This is a genomic window from Cryobacterium sp. BB307 (genome assembly GCF_012274275.1).
Classification (GTDB): Bacteria; Actinomycetota; Actinomycetes; order Actinomycetales; family Microbacteriaceae; genus Terrimesophilobacter.
The window spans coordinates 209,946-229,368 of record NZ_JAANZA010000002.1 but is presented as its reverse complement, the minus strand read 5'-3'; the positions used below and the strand labels follow the sequence as shown (position 1 = coordinate 229,368).

Here is a 19,423-nt window from a genome sequence, read left to right as displayed (position 1 = left end):
TCACCAAGTTGTTGGCAGGTTCGGTGCCGGCTTGATCGACAGGGGAACCCGGTACGTCTTCAGAACTCTGGCCATGATCTCCTGGAACACGGGAGCCGCTGCGTACGAAGTCTTCATGATATCCGGCTTGACTATGGTCACGATGACGACGTACTCAGGGTTGTCCGCCGGGGCGATACCGGCTACCGAAACGATGCGCTCGTTCGTGTAGACACCGCCCTCGGCGACCTCACCGGTGCCGGTCTTCGCCGCGACGTTATAGCCGGGGATGCTGAGGACGCTGCTCAGCTGACCATTCGTGACGACGCTCTGCAGCATGTCGACGGTCTGCTGTGCTGCGCTCTCGGACACCACGCGAACCCCTTGGCTCGCCTCGGGCCTCAGAACAGTGCCATCGGGGAGGGTGCAGCTATCAACCACGGTGAGAGGCATCCGCACACCGCCGTTGGCGAGCGCCTGATAGGCGCTGGCCATCTGCGCGAGCGTCACCGAGACGCCCTGGCCGTAAGCGATGTCGTACTTCTGCTGGCTGTCCCAGGAGCTCGCGAGCAAGCCCTTTTCCTCGCCTTGGAAGCCGACGGCGGTCTCCTCGCCGAAGCCGAACTTCCGGAGGTAGTCGTAGCGGACGGCGTTGGCGAGTTCGGATGCGACCTTCGAGATTCCGACGTTGGATGACTCGGCGAGCACTCCTGGGAGGGTGAGGCGGTACTCGCCGTGGTTGGTTGCGTCACGGATGACGCTGCCTTCCGGGGTCTCCCACCGGCTCGGCACGGTGACCTTCGTGTTGGCGCTCGCAGTGCCCTGGTCGACCGCCATCGCGGCCGTCATCGCCTTGAGGATGGAGCCGGGTTCGAAGTTGTAGGTGAACATGCGGGCCCCGAGGAAGGCGGGGTCGAGGCCGTCGCGGTCGTTGGGGTCGACGGATGGCCAGTCGGCCGCCGCCATCAGGTGACCGTCGGAAACCCGGACCACGACGGCCATCGCCGATTCCGCGCCGATGGCGATCGCCTGTTCCGCGATGGTCTGCTGCACGGACCACTGCAGGTCGCTGTCGATGGTGAGGGTGATCGTGCCGCCCGGCACCGCTTCGGTGCTGACCACCGTGCTGCCTGGCAGCCGGACGCCGTCCGCGCCTTGTTCGTAGGTCGAGACTCCCTTGGTGGGCTCCAGGCAGTCGTTCTCGGTGACCTCGATGCCGTTCTGAGGCCCGTCGGTGCCGACGAAGCCGACGATGTTGCCGGCGACCGAGCCGTTCGGGTAGGTGCGCTTGGGCACCGTCTCGACGTACACCCACGGGATGCCCAGGTCCCGAATGGCGCGATACTTTGCGGTGTCGACACCTTTGACCAGGTAGGTGAAGTTGGATTCGGGGTCACTGCTGATCGCGGTCATCAACTTGTTGATGTCGGCGCCGGAGATCTCGGAGATCTCGGTCAACGCGTCGAAGACGGACACCTTCTGGGTCGTGCCGTCATCCGCTCGACGGTTGAACGCGTTGGCGTGCCGCGGTGATGCGGTGATGTCGTAGCGTGTGACGCTGTCGGCCAGGACGACGCCGTTGGTGTCGACGATGTCGCCGCGCGGAGCGTAGATGGTCTGACTCACTGCCCGTTTGCCGTGGGATGCCTCATTCAGTTCAGCGGCGCGCACGACCTGGAAGTCCACCAGCCGGACCACGAACAGGGCGACGATCGCGAAGGTCAGCAGGACGGCAATGGAAAGGCGTCGGCGGGTTCGCCGCAGTTCCACCATCCGTTGATCCTCCGTCCCTGCCTGCGTCAGCGAGTCGTCGGCGCCGGCAGCGCTTCGGTCGACGCTACCGAGCCGTTTGTGCTGTCCCCGACAGGCGCGCCTGCGGTCGGCTCACCCGCGGCAGGCGTCACCAACGGGACGCCTGTGAGCAGCACGTTCGGGATCAGGGTCTGGCCGTCCTCGCCGGTGACGATGCCGTCCGTGGGTTTGGCCTGCACCGCCGCGCCGAGCACGGCACCGTCGGCCAAGCGCAGGTAGGCGGTCCCGGTGTTCGTGACCATACCGAGCGCGACGGCGTTGGCGGCGAGGTGCTGAGGGGACTCGAGCACCTGCATCGCTTCGGTGAGCTGCTGCTCGTCTCGAGCCAGCTCGCGTTGCTGCTGCTGCAGAGCGGCGATCTCGTAGGCGCCGTCCGAGACGACGATGCTGAGCAGCAGCTGCGCAATGAGCACAGCGAACAGGCCACCGACGGTGACCATTGCGTAGAAGACCTTCGGTCGTGCCTTGCGCTGCGCTCGTGTCGGCACGACCTCGATGTGCCGCGGCTGCGATTGCGGCAGCGGAGCGGGATTGACCGCCCGGGCGAGCGCGCTCATGCGGCACGCTCCAGCTTCTCGGCGGCGCGGAGCCTGACCGGTGTCGCTCGGGGGTTCTGCGCCTTCTCGGCCTCGTCAGCCAGCTCGGCTCCGCGAACCAGTAGCTTCAGGGTCGGTCGGTGCTCCGGGAGCTCCACCGGCAGGCCGACCGGGGCACTCGAGGTGGAGCGCGCCGCGAAGACGCGCTTCACGATCCGGTCCTCCAGCGACTGGTAGGCAAGCACGACGATCCGCCCGCCGGGAGCGAGCGCGTCAACCGCGGCCGGGATTGCCCGCTCGAGCACCGCAAGCTCCTGGTTGACCTCGATCCGGAGTGCCTGGAAGACGCGTTTCGCCGGATGCCCGGCGCGCCGGACAGCGGCCGGCGTGGCCTTGTCGATCAGCTCCACCAGCTGAGCGGACGACGTGAGCGGTGATGCCTGCCTGCTCTCGACGATCTTGCGGGCGAAACGTGGCGCGAGCTTCTCCTCGCCGTACTGGTAGAAGATGCGCCTCAGCTCGGCCTCGCTGTACTCCGCGAGCACACGCTCGGCGGTGAGCGGCGCAGACGGGTCCATCCGCATGTCGAGTGGGGCGTCCTGCGCGTAAGCGAAACCGCGCTCAGCGCGATCAAGCTGCAGCGAGGAGACGCCGAGGTCGAACAGCTCACCCTGCACCGCCGGGATGCCCAGGTCGTCGAGCACGCGGGGCAGCTCGTCGTAGACCGCGTGGACCAGGTGAACCCGGTCGCCGAAGGGTGCCAGACGCTCCCCCGCAATCGCCAGCGCCTGCTCATCCCGGTCGATGCCGACGAGCGTGAGCTGCGGGAAGCGCTCAAGGAATGCCGCGGAGTGGCCGCCCATGCCGAGCGTCGCGTCGACGAGCACCGCGCCAGGCGCACTGATCGCCGGTGACAGCAGCTCGATGCTGCGGTCCAGCTTGACGGGGATGTGGATCTGCTCTGCCATGAGGTTTCCGGATGCCCCTGGCTGCTGATCCCCATCCGCACCGTACCTGGCACCGGGGAAGGTGTGACAGGGCCGGATCGGCTGGGAGTCAGCGGTCAGGCGCTAGAAGAGTCCGGGAATCACCTCCTCGGTGGTCTCGGCGAAGTTGCTTTCCTGCTCGGCGTAGTAGTTGTTCCAGGCCTCTGAGTCCCAGATCTCGGCCCGATTGCCCGCGCCGATGACGGTGAGTTCCCTGTCCAGGCCCGCGTACTGGCGCAGCGTCGCCGGGATGGTCACGCGGTGCTGCTTGTCGGGGACCTCCGCGTTCGCACCGGAGAGGAAGAGCCGCATGAAGTCACGCGCCTGCTTGCTCGTGACGGGTGCCTGCCGGATGCGGTCGTGCATCTCTTCGAACTCGCGCGTGCTGAACACGTAGAGGCAGCGCTCCTGGCCGCGGGTGATGACGACGCCGGCCTCGAGTTCGTCCCAGAACTTGGCGGGAAGGATGATCCGGCCCTTGTCATCGAGCTTCGGTGAGTAGGTGCCAAGAAACATGGGCACTCACCCCCTCAATGCTCCGGCCCGGATTCAGGTGGGCTCCACTTTACTCCACTTCACCCCACGAAACAATGATCCTGAGGCAAATTTCGCCCCCATTGCGAGGGACTTCCCAGCAATATCAAGGGAAGTACCGGGTGGAGGAAGGTGGAGGCAAATTCACTCTCAGCGCCGGAATCACCCGGAAAATGGGCACAAAAAAGGGCCGACCGAAGTCGACCCGTTGTTTGTGGGGAGTGAGTTAGTGCTCTCCGCCGTTCTGGCGACGATCCCAGCGCTCGTTCATCCGGTCCATGAAACCGGACTTGTGCTGCTGTCCCTTGCCGCCCACCCGCGGCTCGTCCAGATCATCGGATGCCTTCGGCCGGGCGAGCGCCAGAAGAACGCCGCCGAACATGACGACGAACCCGATGACGCCGATCACGGGAAGCTGAGTTGCAACCCCGGCGACGATCCCGCCGATGCCAGCGACCGCGAGGAGGCTACCCAAGACGACCCACGTGTAGTTGGGCTTTCCGCGCCGTGCGCCAGCTGTCGCCACGAAGTCCGCGTCATTGTGATAAAGGCTTCTCTCCATCTCGTCGAGAAGTCGCTGCTCTTGCTCTGATAGCGGCATGGTCACTCCCCTCTCTCGCGAGATGTCGCCAGCGAAGTCAATTGTATGCTCACCCTCGTGGCTAGGCTAGGAGGGTGGCTGAGAGTACCCGGTTAGTTGACTTGGTTCAATCGGCAATCGACGACTTCCTCGACGACCGGGCGGTGGAGCTCGAGTCTATCGCGAAGGACCTGCGTCCCCTCGTCGACTACTCGCGCGACCTGCTGCGCGGAGGCAAACGTTTCCGGGCCCTGTTCTGCTACTGGGGCTGGCAGGCGGTCCGGGCCAGGCCATCCGAACTCGACCCGCTCGGCGACGACGCGCTGGCGGCCGAGCTCGACGTCATCGTCCGCGCGGCGAGCGCCCTCGAGCTGTTCCACGCGGCCGCGCTCGTGCACGACGACATCATGGACAACTCGGACACCCGCCGCGGGATGTCCGCCGCGCATCGTCGCTTCGAAGAGAGGCACCGTGAGGCGGGGTGGGTGGGCGACCCGGCGGAGTTCGGCCGCTCCTCCGCGATGCTGCTCGGTGACCTGCTGCTGTCCTGGAGCGAGCAGCTGTTCGACCTTGGCCTCCAGCGACTCGAGAGCCCGAGCGACGGAGCCGCAGCGCGCACAGAGTTCAACCGGATGCGCACCGAAGTCATGGTGGGCCAGTACCTCGACATCCTCGAGGAACAGGCGTGGCGCGGTCACGACGAACGGGAGCTGCTCCCCCGCGCCCACCGGGTGATCGTCTACAAGTCGGCCAAGTACAGCATCGAGGCGCCTCTCGCGATCGGCGCCGCGCTCGGCGGCGCAACCGAGAGCCAAGTGGCTTCGCTGCGGGACTTCGGTCTGCCGCTCGGAATCGCCTACCAACTGCGCGACGACCTGCTCGGGGTCTTCGGCGATCCCGATGTCACGGGCAAGCCATCCGGTGACGACCTCCGCGAAGGCAAGCGCACCGTGCTGATCGCCATCGCCCGCTCCGGCCTCCCCACGAGCGCCAGGCGTTTCCTCGACGAGATGCTCGGTGATCGTGAACTCGACGACAGCCAGGTGCGGATGCTGCAGGTCGCCATCCGGGATTCCGGCGCCGTCGACCAGGTCGAGCGCATCATCGAGAACAACGTCACCCGTGCGCGTACCGCCTTGGACAGCGCCGACATCAGCCCCTCGGCGCAGCGACAACTGCTCAGCCTGGTGGAGACGGTGACCAAGCGTTCCGCCTAGGTCACTCGAGCGGCTCGATCGGTTCCTCTGCCTCGCGTTCCATGGCGTGGAATGTTGCCTCCGGCTCCCAATAGACGTCGCCGTGTTCGATATTGGCGCCGCGCGCCATCGCGAACAGCAGCGTGGACAGGCGATTCAGGTAGCGCGCGGCCAGCACGTTGACGGCTCCCGGATGCGCGTCGATCGCCATCCACACCGTCCGCTCCGCGCGCCGGACCACGGCGCGCGCCTGATAAAGCGTTGCGGCCGGAACAGTGCCCACCGGGAGCACGTACCCTGCCGGTTCTGGCGCCTCCTTGGCGAAGTGCTCGATCGCGCGTTCCAGCCGCACCAGGTGAGCGTCGTGAATGCGGGCATCCGCGGGCTGGGGGTCGTCCAGCGGGACCGCCAGGTCGGTGACAAGGTCGAACAGGTCGTTCTGGATGCTCGCCAGCGTCGACGTCAGGTCGATCGAGAATCCACTGACCGCGAGAGCGACGCTGATCGCCGCGTTCGCCTCGTCGCAGTCGCCCCAGGCTGCCACCCTCGGGTCGAACTTCGGTACGTCGCCGTGGCGTCCGAGGACCGTGCGGCCGTCGTCGCCGACGCGCGCCTGATACTCGGGTCGCGGGGCGGAATCACCCACCGCATCTGACATGGCCGCAACTATAGTGACGGCGGCTGGAGGCGTAGCGTTGGCTACCTGAAGGCCGCTTGTGCTCGAACCACACGACGGATCGATGGTGATCGCATGTTGAACAACGCCGCCGACGGACTGCCGGAACCCACGACGACCGGCTGGGCCAGCGTGGACAAGGTCGTCGTCGGCGTGGCCGGTGGAGTCATCGTCATCGTGTGCGTGCTCGGCGTGGCCTTCACCGAACAGGTCGGTGACGCTGCGGCATCCGCCTTGGGCTGGGTAACGGCCAACCTGGGCTGGGTGTTCATCCTCGGCGCCGCCGCGTTCGTTGTGTTCGCCCTCGTGCTCGCGTTCGGCCGCTACGGCGGCATCCCGCTGTCGCGCGAAGGCGAGAAGGCGGAGTTCTCCACGCTGTCCTGGATCTCGATGATGTTCAGCGCCGGGATGGGCATCGGCCTTATGTTCTTCGGTGTCTACGAGCCGGTCTCGCACCTGGTGGATCCTCCCCCGTTCGTCGGTGCGGCCCCGGAGTCCCCGCAAGCGGCGAATGCCGCGATGGCGTACACGCTGTTCCACTGGGGGCTGCACCCGTGGGCGATCTACTCGGTGGTCGGTCTCTCGCTCGCCTACTCGACGTACCGGATGGGGCGCGGCAACCTCATGAGCGCACCGTTCCACGCGATCTTCGGCGCCGACCGGATCGACCGTCGCGGGTGGGGCAAGCCGATCGACATCCTGGCGATCATCTGCACCAAGTTCGGGTCGGCGACGTCCCTCGGGCTCGGCGCGCTGCAGATCGCCGCCGGCCTGTCGCTGCTGCGCACCGGCGGGTTCGAGGATCCGGGTGTCGCGTTGCCGATCATCGTCATCAGCGTGCTCACCGTCGGCGTCGTGTTCTCTGCGGCAAGCGGCGTGACGAAGGGGATCAAGTGGCTGAGCAACACCAACATGGTGCTGTCGGCGTTGCTGCTCACTTTCGTCTTCATCGCCGGTCCGACGGTGTTCATCCTCGACCTGATGCCGTCGGCGATCGGCTCCTACCTGGGGCAGATCGTGCCGATGAGCTTCCAATCGGCGGTGTTCGGCGGCGGCGACTGGCTGGCAAGCTGGACGATCTTCTACTGGGCGTGGTGGATCTCCTGGACCCCGTTCGTCGGCAACTTCATCGCGCGCATCTCGCGCGGGCGCACCATCCGGGAGTTCGTCCTCGGAGTGCTGCTGGTGCCGACATCCGTGAGCGTGCTCTGGTTCTCGGTCTTCGGCGGCGCCGGGATGAACCTGCAGGTCGGCGGCGTCGACATCGCCGGGACTGGCAACGAGGCGGCCGCGTTCTTCGCGATGTTGCAGCAATACCCGTTCTTCATCGGCACCGCGATCGTGGTGATGGTGCTCACCGCTGTGTTCTTCGTGAGCGGGGCGGATGCCGGTTCGCTCGTGCTGGGGACGCTGTCCACGCGCGGCAACACCAGGCCGTGGAAGCCGCTTGTGATCGTGTGGGCGATCCTGACCGGCGCGGTTGCCGCGGTGCTGCTGTGGGTCGGCGGCCTCCAGGCGTTGCAGACCTTCACCATCCTGGCTGCCAGCCCATTCATCCTGATCATGATCGGGCTGTGCGTGTCGCTGTACGTTGACCTGCGCCGCGACCCGATGCGCCAACGCAGACTCGGCCCTGTGCGCGGCTCGAGCGAACGACAGGGAACCGTGCCGTTCACCCAGCCGATTCAGCGGATCGACGAGACGGAGGTCGCGGATACGGGCAGCGAGACCGACGGTGGTCGGGAGTAGGGCGGAATAAGCTCCGGCTGCGCCGGGTTGGTCTCCTGGTGAACGCTTCCCCTCGACGCACCCGCTGGCTCATCGGCATCTCGACACTCGTCCTGCTGGTCGCGGTCGGCGCGACCGCAGTGATCCTGTCGGCGAACCGGTCGGCGTCGGCACCGAACGCCACGCCGCCGGCGAGCCTGATCGACGCTGACACGCGCATGGGCGCGGTGGAACTGGTGACGAGCAACATCGAGGCGCTGACCGACTTTTACGGACCAGCAGGCGTCGGGCTGAGCCTGCTCGGCGAGACGGATGGCATCCGATCGCTCGGTGTCGACGGCGAGGAGATCATCCGCCTCGTCCCCGCTGACGCCGACCCCGCCGGGCCCGGTGATGCCGGCCTGTACCACTCGGCGATCCTGTTCCCGGATTCGCCTGCCCTCGCTGGGTCGCTTGCGCGACTGGCCGGGCAGTATCCCGGGCTCTACCAGGGGTCGGCAGACCACGCCGTCAGCCACGCGTTCTACTTCGCCGACCCCGACGGCAACGGCGTCGAGCTCTACGTCGACACCCCTCGCGACCAGTGGGTCTGGGAGGACGGCCAGGTGCAGATGGGCAGCGCGCCGCTCGATGTCAACGCGTTCATCGGAGAGCACCTGGGCGACGAAGCATCCGGCGACGCGACCATGGGACACGTCCACCTGAAGGTCGGCGACCTCGAGCGCGCTGAAGAGTTCTACGCCGACAGCCTCGGCTTCGCGGTCACTGCCAGGGCCAACGGCGCGATCTTCCTCGCCGCGGGCGGCTACCACCATCACGTGGCCGCGAACACCTGGGGCAGCGCCGGCGCTGGCGTGCGCCCGGCCACACTGGGACTGGGCTCGCTCGAGTTGGTCGTGCCGGAGGCATCCGAACTCGACGCGATCGGCACAAGGCTGACCGAGGCGGGCGTGACGTTCGAGCGCACCGATGCCGTACTCACCGTGGCGGACCCGTGGGGAACGGTCGTCGAGGTGGTTGCGGCCGGGAATTAGACGGTTTCCTTCGGTGGTTTCGAGCCGATCGCTGCGCGATCCCGGGGCCAGCGGAATTCCTCCACAGGCGGCGTGCGGGATGACTTGTCCGCGGTTGGCTCGAATGTAGCTACGAATGTCGGGTGGCGGTGTCACCATCGAAATATGACCACAACGACCCGTTTCGACCCTCTCGCTCCCGGCGCTGTCGCCGGCATTCGCGACCTGGGCGATGACGCGTTGGTGGTGGCCGCCCGCACGCTGGAGGAGGACTTCGGCCGGCTGGTGGATGCGTCCCGGTTGGCGATCGCCGCGGAGGTGGAGCACCGCTCCCGGCGAACGCTGGGCGGTGATGGGCTGGCCGGCAAGCTGGGGTGTCGCAGCGGCACCGAGCTGTTGGAGCGCACCACCGGCGCCACGGTGGCCACCATCCGCAGGCGCGTCCGGCTGGGCGAGAAGCTCCGCAGCCGGTTCGGCCTGACCGGGGAGGTGTTCCCAGCGCAGTTCCCGGTGCTCGCCGCGGCGCTGTCCGAAGGTCGGCTGTCGCAGGACATGGCCGCCGCCATCGTCGACGAGTTGGCGCCGACGATCGACCGAGTGAACCCCGACCACCTGCGGGCGGCGGAGAGTGCGCTGGTGGAGTCGGCGACCGAGCCGACCACCACCGCCGAGGAGTTGAAGATCCAGGCCACGGTGTGGCGGATCACCATCGACCCCGACGGGGTGGAACCGGCGGAGGAGGAAGCGCTGGCGCGGCGCGGCATCCGGCTCGGCAAGGCCGTCGGCGGGTTGGTGCCGATCACCGGGAACCTGACCCCCATGGTGGCTGCTCAGTTGCGGCGGCTGTTCAACGCCTACCTCACCCCACGCACCGCACCCGCCTTCCTGCCCAGCGACGGCGACGAGTCGTCCGGTGCGGAGGGTCCGGTGATGGAGGATGACCGCACCCCGGACCAGCAACGCCACGACGTGCTCGGCGGCATCCTTTCTGCCGCGGCCCGTGACCCGGAGACCCCGAAGGTGAACGGGGCCGCCCCGACGGTGCTGGTCACCGTCACCGCGAACGACCTGAACCAGGGCACCGGTGCCGGCTGGGTCGACGGCATCGACCTGCCGATCTCACTGCGGTCGATGCGGCAGCTGGCCTGCACCGGCGAGACCCAAACCGTCACCCTGGACGCCACCGGCGCGGTCATTCAACTGACCAGCCCGACCCGCGGGTTCACTCCCCAGCAGCGCAAGGCGATCGGAGCCCGCGACGGCTACCACTGCGCCGCCCCGGGCTGCGGCACCCCCGGCGACTGGTGCGAGATCCACCACGTCACACCGCACGCAGAGGGCGGACCGACGGAAGTGGACAACGGCGTGCTGCTGTGCTGGTACCACCACCGGACCTTGGGTACTTCCGGCTGGGAGATCCGCATCAACGACGGAGTCCCCGAGTTCAAACCCCCACCCTGGATCAACCCCGACGGAACCTGGATCCGCACCACCAAAGCCAAACCCCGCCTCACCGCAGCACTCAAACGCGCCCTCAAAGACACTTAGCTGAGACCCACACCCCGTGGTAGAAGGTGGTTGGTGGTCGAGCTTGCCGAGACCCTAGGCGAGCGCCTGAGCGACCCGGCGCACCTCGGCCTTGCGGCCGGCGCGGAGGGCCTCGATCGGGCTGGTGCCAAGGGTCTCGTCGTGGCCGAGGAGCCAGTCCATTGACTCCTCGTCGGTGAATCCGCTGTCGTGCAGCACTATAAGGGTCCCGCGCAGCTCAGGGAGTGGTGCGTTGTCACGAAGGAAAAGGTCAGGGACATGCCAGACGCCATCGATGCGCCGAGCGAGGAGCGCGCGGTCCTCGAGCAGCCTGCGGATCTTGCTCACGCCGAGACCGAGCATCTCCACCAGGTCGGGCACGGTCAGCCAGCGGACGTTCGGGGTTTCTTCCACGGTTAAAGAGTGCCAGAGCCGAGCCGGTCGATCGCTGAGTCGACACGGGACACGCCAATTCACTTTAGTAACATCCGTCACATTGATTGACACCTGTATATTTCTGTGTCAAGTTGAGAATCGCTGATTCTGTCATGGATCAGTGCTGGGCGACCGCGGGTCACAGAGGGACCTTCGCCCATCCGGGGAAAGACGGGGATGAACATGTCAGCAGGCGCAGCTACAGACGATGCACGCCGCGGGGGAAAGCACCTGGCTCCAAAGAAGCCCAGCAGAGTCGCCAAGGGCGTCCTGAACACACTCCCGATGCTCGTTGCCGGGTCGATGACGGTCGGCATGGCCTTCACCGGGCCGATCGCTCCGCTTCCCGGCGCCAAGGCCGAGAAGCCGAAGCACCCGGCCACCGACCTGCGCGAGGCCGTTCGTCAGGCGCTCGCCAAGGCCGCACCGGATGCGCTGGTGAATGCCGGCACCGTCGAGGCCGCCTCCGTGCCGTCGACCTATCGCGTGCAGGGCGGTGACACCGTCAGCGGCATCGCCGGCAAGTTCGGGCTGTCGACGGCATCCGTTCTCGCCCTCAATGGCCTGGGCTGGAAGTCGCTGATCTTCCCCGGCCAGGTCCTCAAGCTCAGCAACGGGACGACAGCAGCACCAGCGCCGGCGCCCGCGCCGGCCAATCCCGCACCGTCCAGCGGTCGCTACACGATCGTCAAGGGCGACACCATCAGCTCGATCGCAGCGCGCTTCGGCGTCAGCACCCAGTCGGTGCTGTCCGCCAACGGCCTCGGCTGGTCGAGCATCATCTACCCGGGCCAAACGCTGGCCATCCCGGGTGCAGCACCCGCCGCCGCTCCGGTGACCCCGGCCCAAACGCCCGCGCCCGCACCTTCCCCAGAACCTGCTCCGGCTCCCGCTCCCGCACCCGAGCCGGCTCCGATCACCCCGGCACCAGCACCGGTGCAGACCAGCTACGTGATCAAGTCCGGGGACACCGTGACGAGCATCGCGAGCCGGTTCGGCGTCACCATCCAGGCGATCCTGAACGCCAACGGCCTCAACCTCTCGAGCATCATCTACGCGGGCCGCACGCTGATCATCCCCGGTGTCGCGCCGGCCGGCGCCGGTTCGAGCGTTACGCCGCTCACCGCCGAGATGGCGCAGAACGCACGCGTCATCCTCGAGGTCGGTCGCTCGCTGGGCGTGCCGGAGTACGGCCTGGTGATCTCGCTCGCCGCCGCGATGCAGGAGTCCAGCCTCCGCAACATCCGCTGGGGCGACCTCGACTCGGTCGGCCTGTTCCAGCAGCGCCCGAGCGCCGGCTGGGGCACGGTCGATGCGATCATGGACCCTGCCCACTCCGCGCGCCTGTTCTTCGGCGGCCCGAGCAACCCGAACAAGGGCAAGACTCGCGGCCTCCTCGACATATCCGGATGGGAGTCGATGACCGTGACGCAAGCCGCGCAGGCGGTTCAGCGCTCGGCATACCCGGATGCGTACGCCAAGTGGGAGGCGTCTGCGCGCGCGTGGCTCGCCCAACTCAGCTGACCGGCGCGGTTCTCGTCTCACGAGCACGGTGTTTTGGGCCAATGGCACAGGGCACTCGCTTTAGACTCGTCCAGTGAGCACAAGCACGACCGATCCCATGATCGGCCGTCTGATCGACGGCCGCTACCAGGTGCGCTCACGCGTCGCCCGCGGGGGCATGGCCACCGTCTACCTCGCGACCGACCTCCGACTCGAGCGTCGGGTGGCCCTCAAGGTCATGCATGGCCACCTCGCCGACGATTCGCAGTACAAGGCGCGCTTCATCCAGGAGGCCCGTTCGGCCGCTCGGCTGGCGCATCCGAACGTCGTCAACGTGTACGACCAGGGACAGGACCAGGAGACCGCCTACCTGGTCATGGAGTACCTGCCGGGCATCACCCTGCGGGAACTGCTCGGCGAGCATCCGGTGCTCACCAACGACCAGGCCCTCGACATCCTCGAGGCCGTGCTCGCCGGACTGGCTGCCGCCCACCGCAACGGCATCGTGCACCGCGACCTCAAACCGGAGAACGTGCTGCTCGCCGACGACGGGCGTATCAAGATCAGCGACTTCGGCCTCGCACGCGCGGTGACCGCGCAGACCGCGACCGGCAACGCACTGCTGGGCACCATCGCCTACCTCTCCCCCGAACTTGTGACCCGCGGGGTAGCGGATGCGCGCAGCGACATCTACGCGGTCGGCATCATGCTGTACGAGATGCTCGCCGGCGAGCAGCCATACAAGGGTGACCAGCCGTTCCAGATCGCACAGCAGCACGCCAACGACACCGTGCCGACGCCAAGCACCAAGAATCCGCGCGTCCCCGTCGAGATCGACGAACTCGTGCTGTGGGCGACCGCGCGCGACCCCGAGCAGCGTCCGCGCGACGCCCGCGCCATGCTCGATCAGGTGCTCGAGGTGCGCCGGCTGCTCGGCGAGGGCGGCGGCACACCGGCGGCGACGACGATGCAGCACACGATGGTGCTGCCTCCCGCCGCCGAACTTGCCGCGACCGGCGAAACCCAGGTGCTCGGTACCCGCGCCCGTGCGCGCACCAGCCCGCAACCGGTCAACAGCACCCTCGCGCTCGCGCGAGCGAGCGAGCGGCGACACCAGCGAGGAATCTGGCTATTCGTGGTGGTGCTCCTGCTGGCCGCCATCGCCGGCGGCACCGGGTGGTACTTCGGTGCCGGGCCAGGCTCGCAGGTCATGATCCCCAACGTGTCCGGGCTCGAACCGGCAGTCGCGACAAGCGAACTGGAGGGTCTCGATCTTGTGGTCGCCGAAACCCCCGAGCCGGTGTTCAGCGTCGATGTGCCCGCCGGGCTGGTCGCGGGCACCGACCCGCAGATCGGTGCGGCGGTCGCTCACGGCGCGACCGTGACCCTGCTGGTTTCGCAGGGGCCGGAACCGCTTCCCATCCCGGAGTTGGTCGGTCAGACCGAAGAGGTGGCCACGCAGCGCATCGCGGACGCTAGCTTCAGCAAGGCCACCACCGACTACCGCTTCGATGACGCCGACCGCGGGATCGTGATCGGCGCGCTCGGTCAAGGCCCTGACGGTGCGATCGACCTCGTCCCGGGCGAGACCTACGGCGAGCAGCAGCCGGTCACGCTTGTTGTGTCGCTCGGCCCGATCCCGTCGGTTACCGGGATGGGTGTCGATGAAGCGTCCGAAACGCTGGAAGGTGTCGGTTTGATTGCGTCGACCGCGGCCGGGCTCGCGGACTTCCACGACGAGATCCCGGCTGGCGCAGTCATTCGTGCTGAGATACCCGAAGGTCCGGTGCGCGAAGGCGCGACGATCGAGCTGGTGCTCTCCAAGGGCATCGAGCAGCGGCAGGTTCCCGATATCGTCGGCAAGACCTGGGGGGAAGCGAAGCCGCTTCTGGATCAGGCTGGCTTCAGGATCGAATTCCAGAACGGCGCGAGCGAGTTCCTCTCTGCGTTCCCGGGATCTATCGTGCGATCAACCAATCCCGATGCCGGAACGAGTCTCGACAAGGGCTCGACCGTGACCGTGAGGTTGGGCGTCGACTAGCCCAGGCCTCCGACGGGTGACCGGCGTTGTGCAGGACATCCGTCGGCTCTTGGCCCCGGGTCCCTGATTAGGGTCGCCAAACCGGGTGAATCTCCTGCATAACGGGGAATGTCCTGCATAACAGGGGATGTCCTGCATAACAGGGTGGGCAGGCAGAGCCGGTCAGCGCTTGACGAGCTCCTCGGCCACCAGGAAGGCCAGCTCGAGCGACTGCATGTGGTTCAGGCGCGGGTCGCACAGCGACTCGTAACGCGTCGCCAGGGTCGCCTCATCGATCTGCTCCGACCCACCGAGGCACTCGGTGACGTCGTCACCGGTGAGCTCGATGTGGATGCCACCCGGGAAGGTGCCAATCGCGCGGTGCGCCTCGAAGAAGCCCTTGACCTCGTCGACGACATCGTCGAAGCGACGCGTCTTGTACCCGGTCGGTGTCGTCAGCCCGTTGCCGTGCATCGGGTCGGTCACCCACAGCGGGTTGGCGTCGCTCGCCTTCACTGCTTCGAGCAGTGGCGGCAGCGCATCCCGGATGCGGCCGGCTCCCATGCGGGTGATGAAGGTCAGCCGCCCCGGCTCGCGCTCAGGGTCGAGCTTCTCGATCAGGTCGAGCACGTCCTGCGGCGAGGTCGTAGGGCCGAGCTTCACGCCGATCGGGTTGCGGACCCTGGACAGGAAGTCCACGTGAGCGCCCTCGAGCTGGCGGGTGCGCTCACCGATCCAGATGAAGTGAGCCGACGTGTCGTACGGCGTGCCGGTGCGCGAGTCGATGCGCGTGAGCGGCCGCTCGTAGTCCATCAGCAGACCCTCGTGCGAGATGTAGAACTCGGTGCGCTTGAGCGCCTCGAAGTCGGCGCCGCAGGCGATCATGAACTTGATCGCACGGTCGATCTCGCCAGCGAGCTTCTCGTAGCGCACGTTGGCGGGGTTGCGGGCGAAGCCCTGGTTCCAGCTGTGCACCTGGCGCAGGTCCGCGAAGCCACCCTGCGTGAATGCCCGGATCAGGTTCAGCGTGCTCGCCGCCATGTGGTAGCCCTGCAGCAGCCGTGACGGGTCGGCCATCCGCGACTCGGGTGTGAAGTCGTAGCCGTTGACGGCGTCACCGCGGTAGGCGGGCAGGGTGACGTCACCGCGAGTCTCGGTGTCGCTGGAGCGCGGCTTGGCGAACTGTCCCGCCATCCGCCCCATCTTCACGACCGGCATCGAAGCGCCGTAAGTGAGCACGACGGCCATCTGCAGGATGGTCTTTACCCGGTTGCGGATCTGGTCGGCTGTGGCACCCGCGAAGGTCTCGGCGCAGTCGCCGCCCTGGAGCAGGAATGCCTCCCCCTTCGCCGCGGCCGCGAGACGGGAGCGCAGGATGTCCGCCTCACCGGCGAAGATCAGCGGCGGCAGGGTCGCGAGCTCTGCGGATGCCGCGGTGAGCGCGGCAGGGTCGGGCCAGGACGGCTGCTGCACGATCGGAAGCGTCCGCCAATAGTCGAGACCGTCGATCACGTCAGGATCAGCGGCAACTATTGTCTCGGTCGGGTCGACCACGGGACGCTCCTTAAAGGGCAGAGGGATTGGAAAATGCTGCGACGGCGCAGCGGAGGGAAGGGCTCTAATGGCCACCAACAGCCTAGCGGCTCAGGCTGGCGGCCTTCTCTTTGACGGTGCTCGCATACACGTCGACGTACTCCTGGCCGCTCAGGCGAGCCAGCTCGTAGATGATCTCGTCGGTGACCGAGCGCAGGATGAACCGGTCACTCTCCAGGCCGTCGAACCGGGAGAAGTCGAGGGGCTCGCCGATGATGATTCCGACGCGGCGCACCTTGGGCAGTCGCTGCCCGATCGGCATGACCTTCTCGGTGTCGATCATCGCCACCGGGACCACCGGCACGCCGCCCTCGAGAATCATCCGCGCGACGCCGGTGCGGCCGCGATAGAGCCGGCCGTCGGGGCTGCGGGTGCCCTCCGGGTAGATCCCGAGCACCTCGCCCTTGGCGAGCACGCTCAAACCGGTGCGCAGAGAGGCTTCGGATGCCTTCCCGCCCGAGCGGTCGATCGGCAGCATCCCGGCGGCCTTGAGGAAGTTCTTGATGAACCAGCCCTTGATCCCGCGCGCCGTGTAGTAGTCGCTCTTGGCGAGGAAGGTGATGCGACGATCCATCATGAGCGGGAGGAAGATCGAGTCGATGAACGACAGGTGGTTGCTCGCCATGATCACCGGGCCCGTGCGCGGGATGTTCTCGTGGCCGGTGACCCACGGACGGAACGAGGTGCGAACGATCGGCCCGACGATCAGGTTCTTCATCAGCCAGTAGAACATCTTCGAACCTCTCAACGTGCGAACCCGACAAGAATAGCCGCACAGAGCGGGCCCGTAGGCGCCGTGGCGACCACAACGGGGGTCGCTCCCCCGCGCGTCAGCACCATATAGAGTGATTGCACTGACCCGCCCGGTGCCGAAGGAGCTACCGTGAATCAATTCGACACACCCCCGGTTGTGCCCGCCAACCCGCAGGCCAACGTGACAGACCTGCTCGTCGACCGCGTCCGGGAAACCCCGAACCTGGCGCTGTTCTCGCTCCCGACCGCCGACGGCGGTTGGTCGAATGTCACCGCATCCGCCTTCCACGACCAGGTGAAGGCCCTCGCCAAGGGGCTCATCGCATCCGGCATCCAGGCCGGCGACAAGATCGGATTCATCTCCAAGACGAGCTACGAGTGGACGCTCGTCGACTTCGCGATCTGGTACGCCGGCGCCGTGATGGTCCCGATCTACGAGACCTCGTCGCCGTCGCAGATCCAGTGGATCCTGAGCGACTCCGAATCGGTCGCCGCGATCGTCGAGACGGCTGACCACTTCCAGCGCGTTGACGAGGTGCGCGCCGACCTGCCCGACGTGAAGCATGTCTGGCAGCTCGGCCTAGGCGACATCGACAAGCTCTCAGCCGCAGGCAAGGACATCAGCGACGACGAACTTGAGGCCCGCAGGAGTGCCGCGGTCGGCTCTGACCTCGCGACCCTCATCTACACCGCTGGCACGACCGGCAAGCCCAAGGGCTGCATGCTGACCCACTCGAACTTCTACGAGACGAGCCGCAGCGCCCGAGGCGCGATCCCCGAGGTCGTGAACACCGACTCGAGCACAGTGCTGTTCATCACGCTCGCTCACGTGTTCGCGCGCTTCATCTCGGTGCTGTGCATCGACGGCGGCGTCCGGGTTGGCCACGAGCCGGACACCAAGAAGCTGGTCAGCGCGCTCGAGTCGTTCCAGCCGACCTTCCTTCTCGCTGTGCCGCGTGTGTTCGAGAAGGTCTACAACTCGGCCGAGCAGAAGGCTGAAGCGGGCGGCAAGGGCAAGATCTTCCGCAAGGCTGTGCACGTCGCGGTGGAACACTCCAAGGCGCTCGACGCCGGCAAGGTCCCGCTCGGCCTCAAGCTGCAGTTCGCGCTGTTCGACAAGCTCGTTTACTCGAAGATCAAGAAGGTGCTCGGCGGACGTGCGCAGTACGCGGTGTCCGGTTCGGCACCGCTCGGCCTGTTCCTCGGTCACTTCTACCGCAGCATGGGCCTGACCATCCTGGAGGGCTACGGACTCACCGAGACCACCGCCCCGCTCACGGTCAACCTGCCGTCGAACTTCAAGATCGGCAAGGTCGGCCCGCCGCTGCCCGGATGCTCGGTGCGCATCGCCGACGATGGCGAGATCCTGGGCAAGGGCGTCAACATCTTCGACGGCTACTGGAAGAACCCGCAGGCCACCGCCGACACGTTCGACGGCGAGTGGTTCAAGACCGGCGACATCGGCACGATCGATGACGAAGGCTACGTTCAGGTCACCGGCCGCAAGAAGGAGATGATCGTCACCGCCGGCGGCAAGAACGTCGCTCCCGCGGTGCTTGAGGATCCGATCCGCTCCAACCCGATCGTCAGCCAGGTTGTCGTGGTCGGCGACCAGAGGCCGTTCATCTCGGCGCTCATCACGCTTGACCCGGAGATGGTCCCGGTCTGGCTGAACAACAACGGCGAGGACGCGACCATGACGATGGCCGAGGCCGCGAAGAACCCCAGGGTGCTCGCCGAGATCCAGTCGATCGTCGACCAGGCGAACACCCGGGTGTCGCGTGCCGAGTCCATCCGCAAGTTCGTGGTGCTCGAGAACGACTTCACCGAGGCGAGCGGGCACCTGACGCCGAAGCTCAGCATCAAGCGCAACATCGTGCTGCAGGACTTCGCTCCGGTGATCGACGAGCTGTACAACCAGGCACCCGCCACGGAGGGCACCTCGCTGCCGAGCTGACCCGCCGCGTCCGGCACCCCAACCATCGAGTCGGGAGTAGTTGCCCAATTGGCACCCGCCATAAGGGCAACTACTCCCGACTCGTTTGGGTGGCGGGGGGTTAGAACCAGTCGGAGGCGCGGATGAGGCGCATCGCCTCGCGCTTGGTCTCCTTCTCGAGACCCTCGATGAACAGCTTCCCGTCCAGGTGGTCGACCTCGTGCTGCAACGCCTGCGCCATCAGTCCCTCGCCGCTCAGCTCGAGCTCGTTGCCGTCCAGGTCGACGCCCTTCACCCGCGCGAACGGATACCGCAACCGCGGGAAGTAGAAGCCGGGCACCGACAGGCAGCCCTCGTCGACGAGCGTGGGCTCGCCGCTGACCTCGACAAGCTCGGGGTTCAGGATGTAGCCGATGACACCGTCGACGTTGTAGCTGAACGCTCGCGCTCCGACGCCGATCTGGGTCGCCGCGACCCCGGCGCGGCCGGGAAGCTCAACAGTGTCGACGAGGTCGGCGACAAGCACTGCGGTTGCCGGGTCGGCAGGGTTCACCGGCGTCGTGGGAGTTCTCAGCACCGGGTCGCCGAAGACCCTGATCTCACGAACCGCCATCGA

The 19,423-nt window shown here is 66.9% G+C and carries 17 protein-coding genes; 7 read left to right on the top strand and 10 right to left on the bottom strand.

From position 1 onward, the window contains the following. The 5 genes from HGK58_RS08375 to HGK58_RS08355 form a co-directional block, all read right to left on the bottom strand. Window positions 1–1,752: a penicillin-binding protein 2 gene (locus HGK58_RS08375; RefSeq protein WP_168627134.1), complete on the bottom strand. Its 1,752-nt coding sequence runs from the start codon at window positions 1,750–1,752 to the stop codon at window positions 1–3. Between the two features lie 26 nt (window positions 1,753–1,778). Next, a complete protein-coding gene (locus tag HGK58_RS08370; protein WP_168627133.1) occupies window positions 1,779–2,348 on the bottom strand; it encodes a hypothetical protein in 570 nt (189 codons plus the stop codon). Next, window positions 2,345–3,295 carry a 16S rRNA (cytosine(1402)-N(4))-methyltransferase RsmH gene (rsmH, locus tag HGK58_RS08365; protein ID WP_168627132.1) on the bottom strand — a complete coding sequence of 317 codons (951 nt, stop codon included), beginning with the start codon at window positions 3,293–3,295 and terminating at the stop codon, window positions 2,345–2,347. Before rsmH ends, HGK58_RS08370 begins: the two co-directional genes overlap by 4 nt. 102 nt (window positions 3,296–3,397) lie before the next feature. Next, window positions 3,398–3,829 (bottom strand): division/cell wall cluster transcriptional repressor MraZ, encoded by a 432-nt coding sequence (gene mraZ, locus HGK58_RS08360; protein ID WP_168627131.1) that lies wholly within the window; start codon window positions 3,827–3,829, stop codon window positions 3,398–3,400. A 244-nt stretch (window positions 3,830–4,073) separates the two neighbouring features. Continuing rightward, the gene (locus HGK58_RS08355; RefSeq protein WP_168627130.1) at window positions 4,074–4,448 is read right to left on the bottom strand and encodes a DUF3040 domain-containing protein; all 375 of its coding nucleotides are present in this window, start codon (window positions 4,446–4,448) and stop codon (window positions 4,074–4,076) included. Between the two features lie 101 nt (window positions 4,449–4,549). On the opposite strand from HGK58_RS08355, the gene HGK58_RS08350 reads away from it, so the two are divergent. Then, a complete protein-coding gene (locus tag HGK58_RS08350; RefSeq protein WP_210422805.1) occupies window positions 4,550–5,644 on the top strand; it encodes a polyprenyl synthetase family protein in 1,095 nt (364 codons plus the stop codon). 1 nt (window position 5,645) lies between these two features. On the opposite strand, the gene HGK58_RS08345 is transcribed toward HGK58_RS08350, so the two are convergent. Beyond that, on the bottom strand, window positions 5,646–6,281 hold the full coding sequence (locus tag HGK58_RS08345; protein WP_168627128.1) for a cob(I)yrinic acid a,c-diamide adenosyltransferase: 636 nt from the start codon (window positions 6,279–6,281) through the stop codon (window positions 5,646–5,648). Window positions 6,282–6,374: 93 nt separating this feature from the next. Here HGK58_RS08345 and HGK58_RS08340 point away from each other — a divergent pair, with 93 nt between their 5' ends. The 3 genes from HGK58_RS08340 to HGK58_RS08330 all read left to right on the top strand — a co-directional run bounded on the left by HGK58_RS08340 (window position 6,375) and on the right by HGK58_RS08330 (window position 10,588). Next, entirely contained in the window at window positions 6,375–8,048 is a 1,674-nt protein-coding gene (locus tag HGK58_RS08340) for a BCCT family transporter (protein ID WP_193509674.1), read from the top strand. Window positions 8,049–8,086: 38 nt separating this feature from the next. Beyond that, window positions 8,087–9,061 (top strand): VOC family protein, encoded by a 975-nt coding sequence (locus tag HGK58_RS14075; RefSeq protein WP_210422804.1) that lies wholly within the window; start codon window positions 8,087–8,089, stop codon window positions 9,059–9,061. A gap of 144 nt (window positions 9,062–9,205) precedes the next feature. Continuing rightward, window positions 9,206–10,588: an HNH endonuclease signature motif containing protein gene (locus tag HGK58_RS08330; protein WP_168627127.1), complete on the top strand. Its 1,383-nt coding sequence runs from the start codon at window positions 9,206–9,208 to the stop codon at window positions 10,586–10,588. 54 nt (window positions 10,589–10,642) lie between these two features. On the opposite strand, the gene HGK58_RS08325 is transcribed toward HGK58_RS08330, so the two are convergent. Continuing rightward, window positions 10,643–10,981: an Rv2175c family DNA-binding protein gene (locus HGK58_RS08325; protein ID WP_349236177.1), complete on the bottom strand. Its 339-nt coding sequence runs from the start codon at window positions 10,979–10,981 to the stop codon at window positions 10,643–10,645. 306 nt (window positions 10,982–11,287) lie between these two features. Here HGK58_RS08325 and HGK58_RS08320 point away from each other — a divergent pair, with 306 nt between their 5' ends. Together HGK58_RS08320 and pknB are read left to right on the top strand one after the other, a co-directional pair. After that, the gene (locus HGK58_RS08320; RefSeq protein WP_210422803.1) at window positions 11,288–12,526 is read left to right on the top strand and encodes a LysM peptidoglycan-binding domain-containing protein; all 1,239 of its coding nucleotides are present in this window, start codon (window positions 11,288–11,290) and stop codon (window positions 12,524–12,526) included. A gap of 73 nt (window positions 12,527–12,599) precedes the next feature. Next, entirely contained in the window at window positions 12,600–14,546 is a 1,947-nt protein-coding gene (gene pknB, locus HGK58_RS08315) for a Stk1 family PASTA domain-containing Ser/Thr kinase (RefSeq protein WP_168627126.1), read from the top strand. A 162-nt stretch (window positions 14,547–14,708) separates the two neighbouring features. On the opposite strand, the gene HGK58_RS08310 is transcribed toward pknB, so the two are convergent. Both HGK58_RS08310 and HGK58_RS08305 read right to left on the bottom strand, forming a co-directional pair. Further along, window positions 14,709–16,037 (bottom strand): 3-deoxy-7-phosphoheptulonate synthase class II, encoded by a 1,329-nt coding sequence (locus tag HGK58_RS08310; protein ID WP_168627723.1) that lies wholly within the window; start codon window positions 16,035–16,037, stop codon window positions 14,709–14,711. A gap of 124 nt (window positions 16,038–16,161) precedes the next feature. Next, the gene (locus HGK58_RS08305; RefSeq protein WP_168627125.1) at window positions 16,162–16,851 is read right to left on the bottom strand and encodes a lysophospholipid acyltransferase family protein; all 690 of its coding nucleotides are present in this window, start codon (window positions 16,849–16,851) and stop codon (window positions 16,162–16,164) included. Between the two features lie 150 nt (window positions 16,852–17,001). On the opposite strand from HGK58_RS08305, the gene HGK58_RS08300 reads away from it, so the two are divergent. Next, the gene (locus tag HGK58_RS08300; protein ID WP_168627124.1) at window positions 17,002–18,828 is read left to right on the top strand and encodes an AMP-dependent synthetase/ligase; all 1,827 of its coding nucleotides are present in this window, start codon (window positions 17,002–17,004) and stop codon (window positions 18,826–18,828) included. A 100-nt stretch (window positions 18,829–18,928) separates the two neighbouring features. Here the strand turns inward: HGK58_RS08300 and HGK58_RS08295 are convergent, their stop codons facing one another. Next, window positions 18,929–19,420, bottom strand: a complete 492-nt coding sequence (locus HGK58_RS08295; protein ID WP_168627123.1) for a peptide deformylase — start codon at window positions 19,418–19,420, stop codon at window positions 18,929–18,931. Between the last annotated feature and the right edge of the window lie 3 nt (window positions 19,421–19,423).

Bases quoted from the DNA above. Each gene is read 5' to 3' on its own strand.
- HGK58_RS08375 (WP_168627134.1), bottom strand. From the start codon at position 1,752: ATGGTGGAACTGCGGCGAACCCGCCGACGCCTTTCCATTGCCGTCCTG.
- HGK58_RS08370 (WP_168627133.1), bottom strand. From the start codon at position 2,348: ATGAGCGCGCTCGCCCGGGCGGTCAATCCCGCTCCGCTGCCGCAATCG.
- rsmH (WP_168627132.1), bottom strand. From the start codon at position 3,295: ATGGCAGAGCAGATCCACATCCCCGTCAAGCTGGACCGCAGCATCGAG.
- mraZ (WP_168627131.1), bottom strand. From the start codon at position 3,829: ATGTTTCTTGGCACCTACTCACCGAAGCTCGATGACAAGGGCCGGATC.
- HGK58_RS08355 (WP_168627130.1), bottom strand. From the start codon at position 4,448: ATGCCGCTATCAGAGCAAGAGCAGCGACTTCTCGACGAGATGGAGAGA.
- HGK58_RS08345 (WP_168627128.1), bottom strand. From the start codon at position 6,281: ATGTCAGATGCGGTGGGTGATTCCGCCCCGCGACCCGAGTATCAGGCG.
- HGK58_RS08340 (WP_193509674.1), top strand. From the start codon at position 6,375: ATGTTGAACAACGCCGCCGACGGACTGCCGGAACCCACGACGACCGGC.
- HGK58_RS08330 (WP_168627127.1), top strand. From the start codon at position 9,206: ATGACCACAACGACCCGTTTCGACCCTCTCGCTCCCGGCGCTGTCGCC.
- HGK58_RS08320 (WP_210422803.1), top strand. From the start codon at position 11,288: ATGCTCGTTGCCGGGTCGATGACGGTCGGCATGGCCTTCACCGGGCCG.
- HGK58_RS08305 (WP_168627125.1), bottom strand. From the start codon at position 16,851: ATGTTCTACTGGCTGATGAAGAACCTGATCGTCGGGCCGATCGTTCGC.
- HGK58_RS08295 (WP_168627123.1), bottom strand. From the start codon at position 19,420: ATGGCGGTTCGTGAGATCAGGGTCTTCGGCGACCCGGTGCTGAGAACT.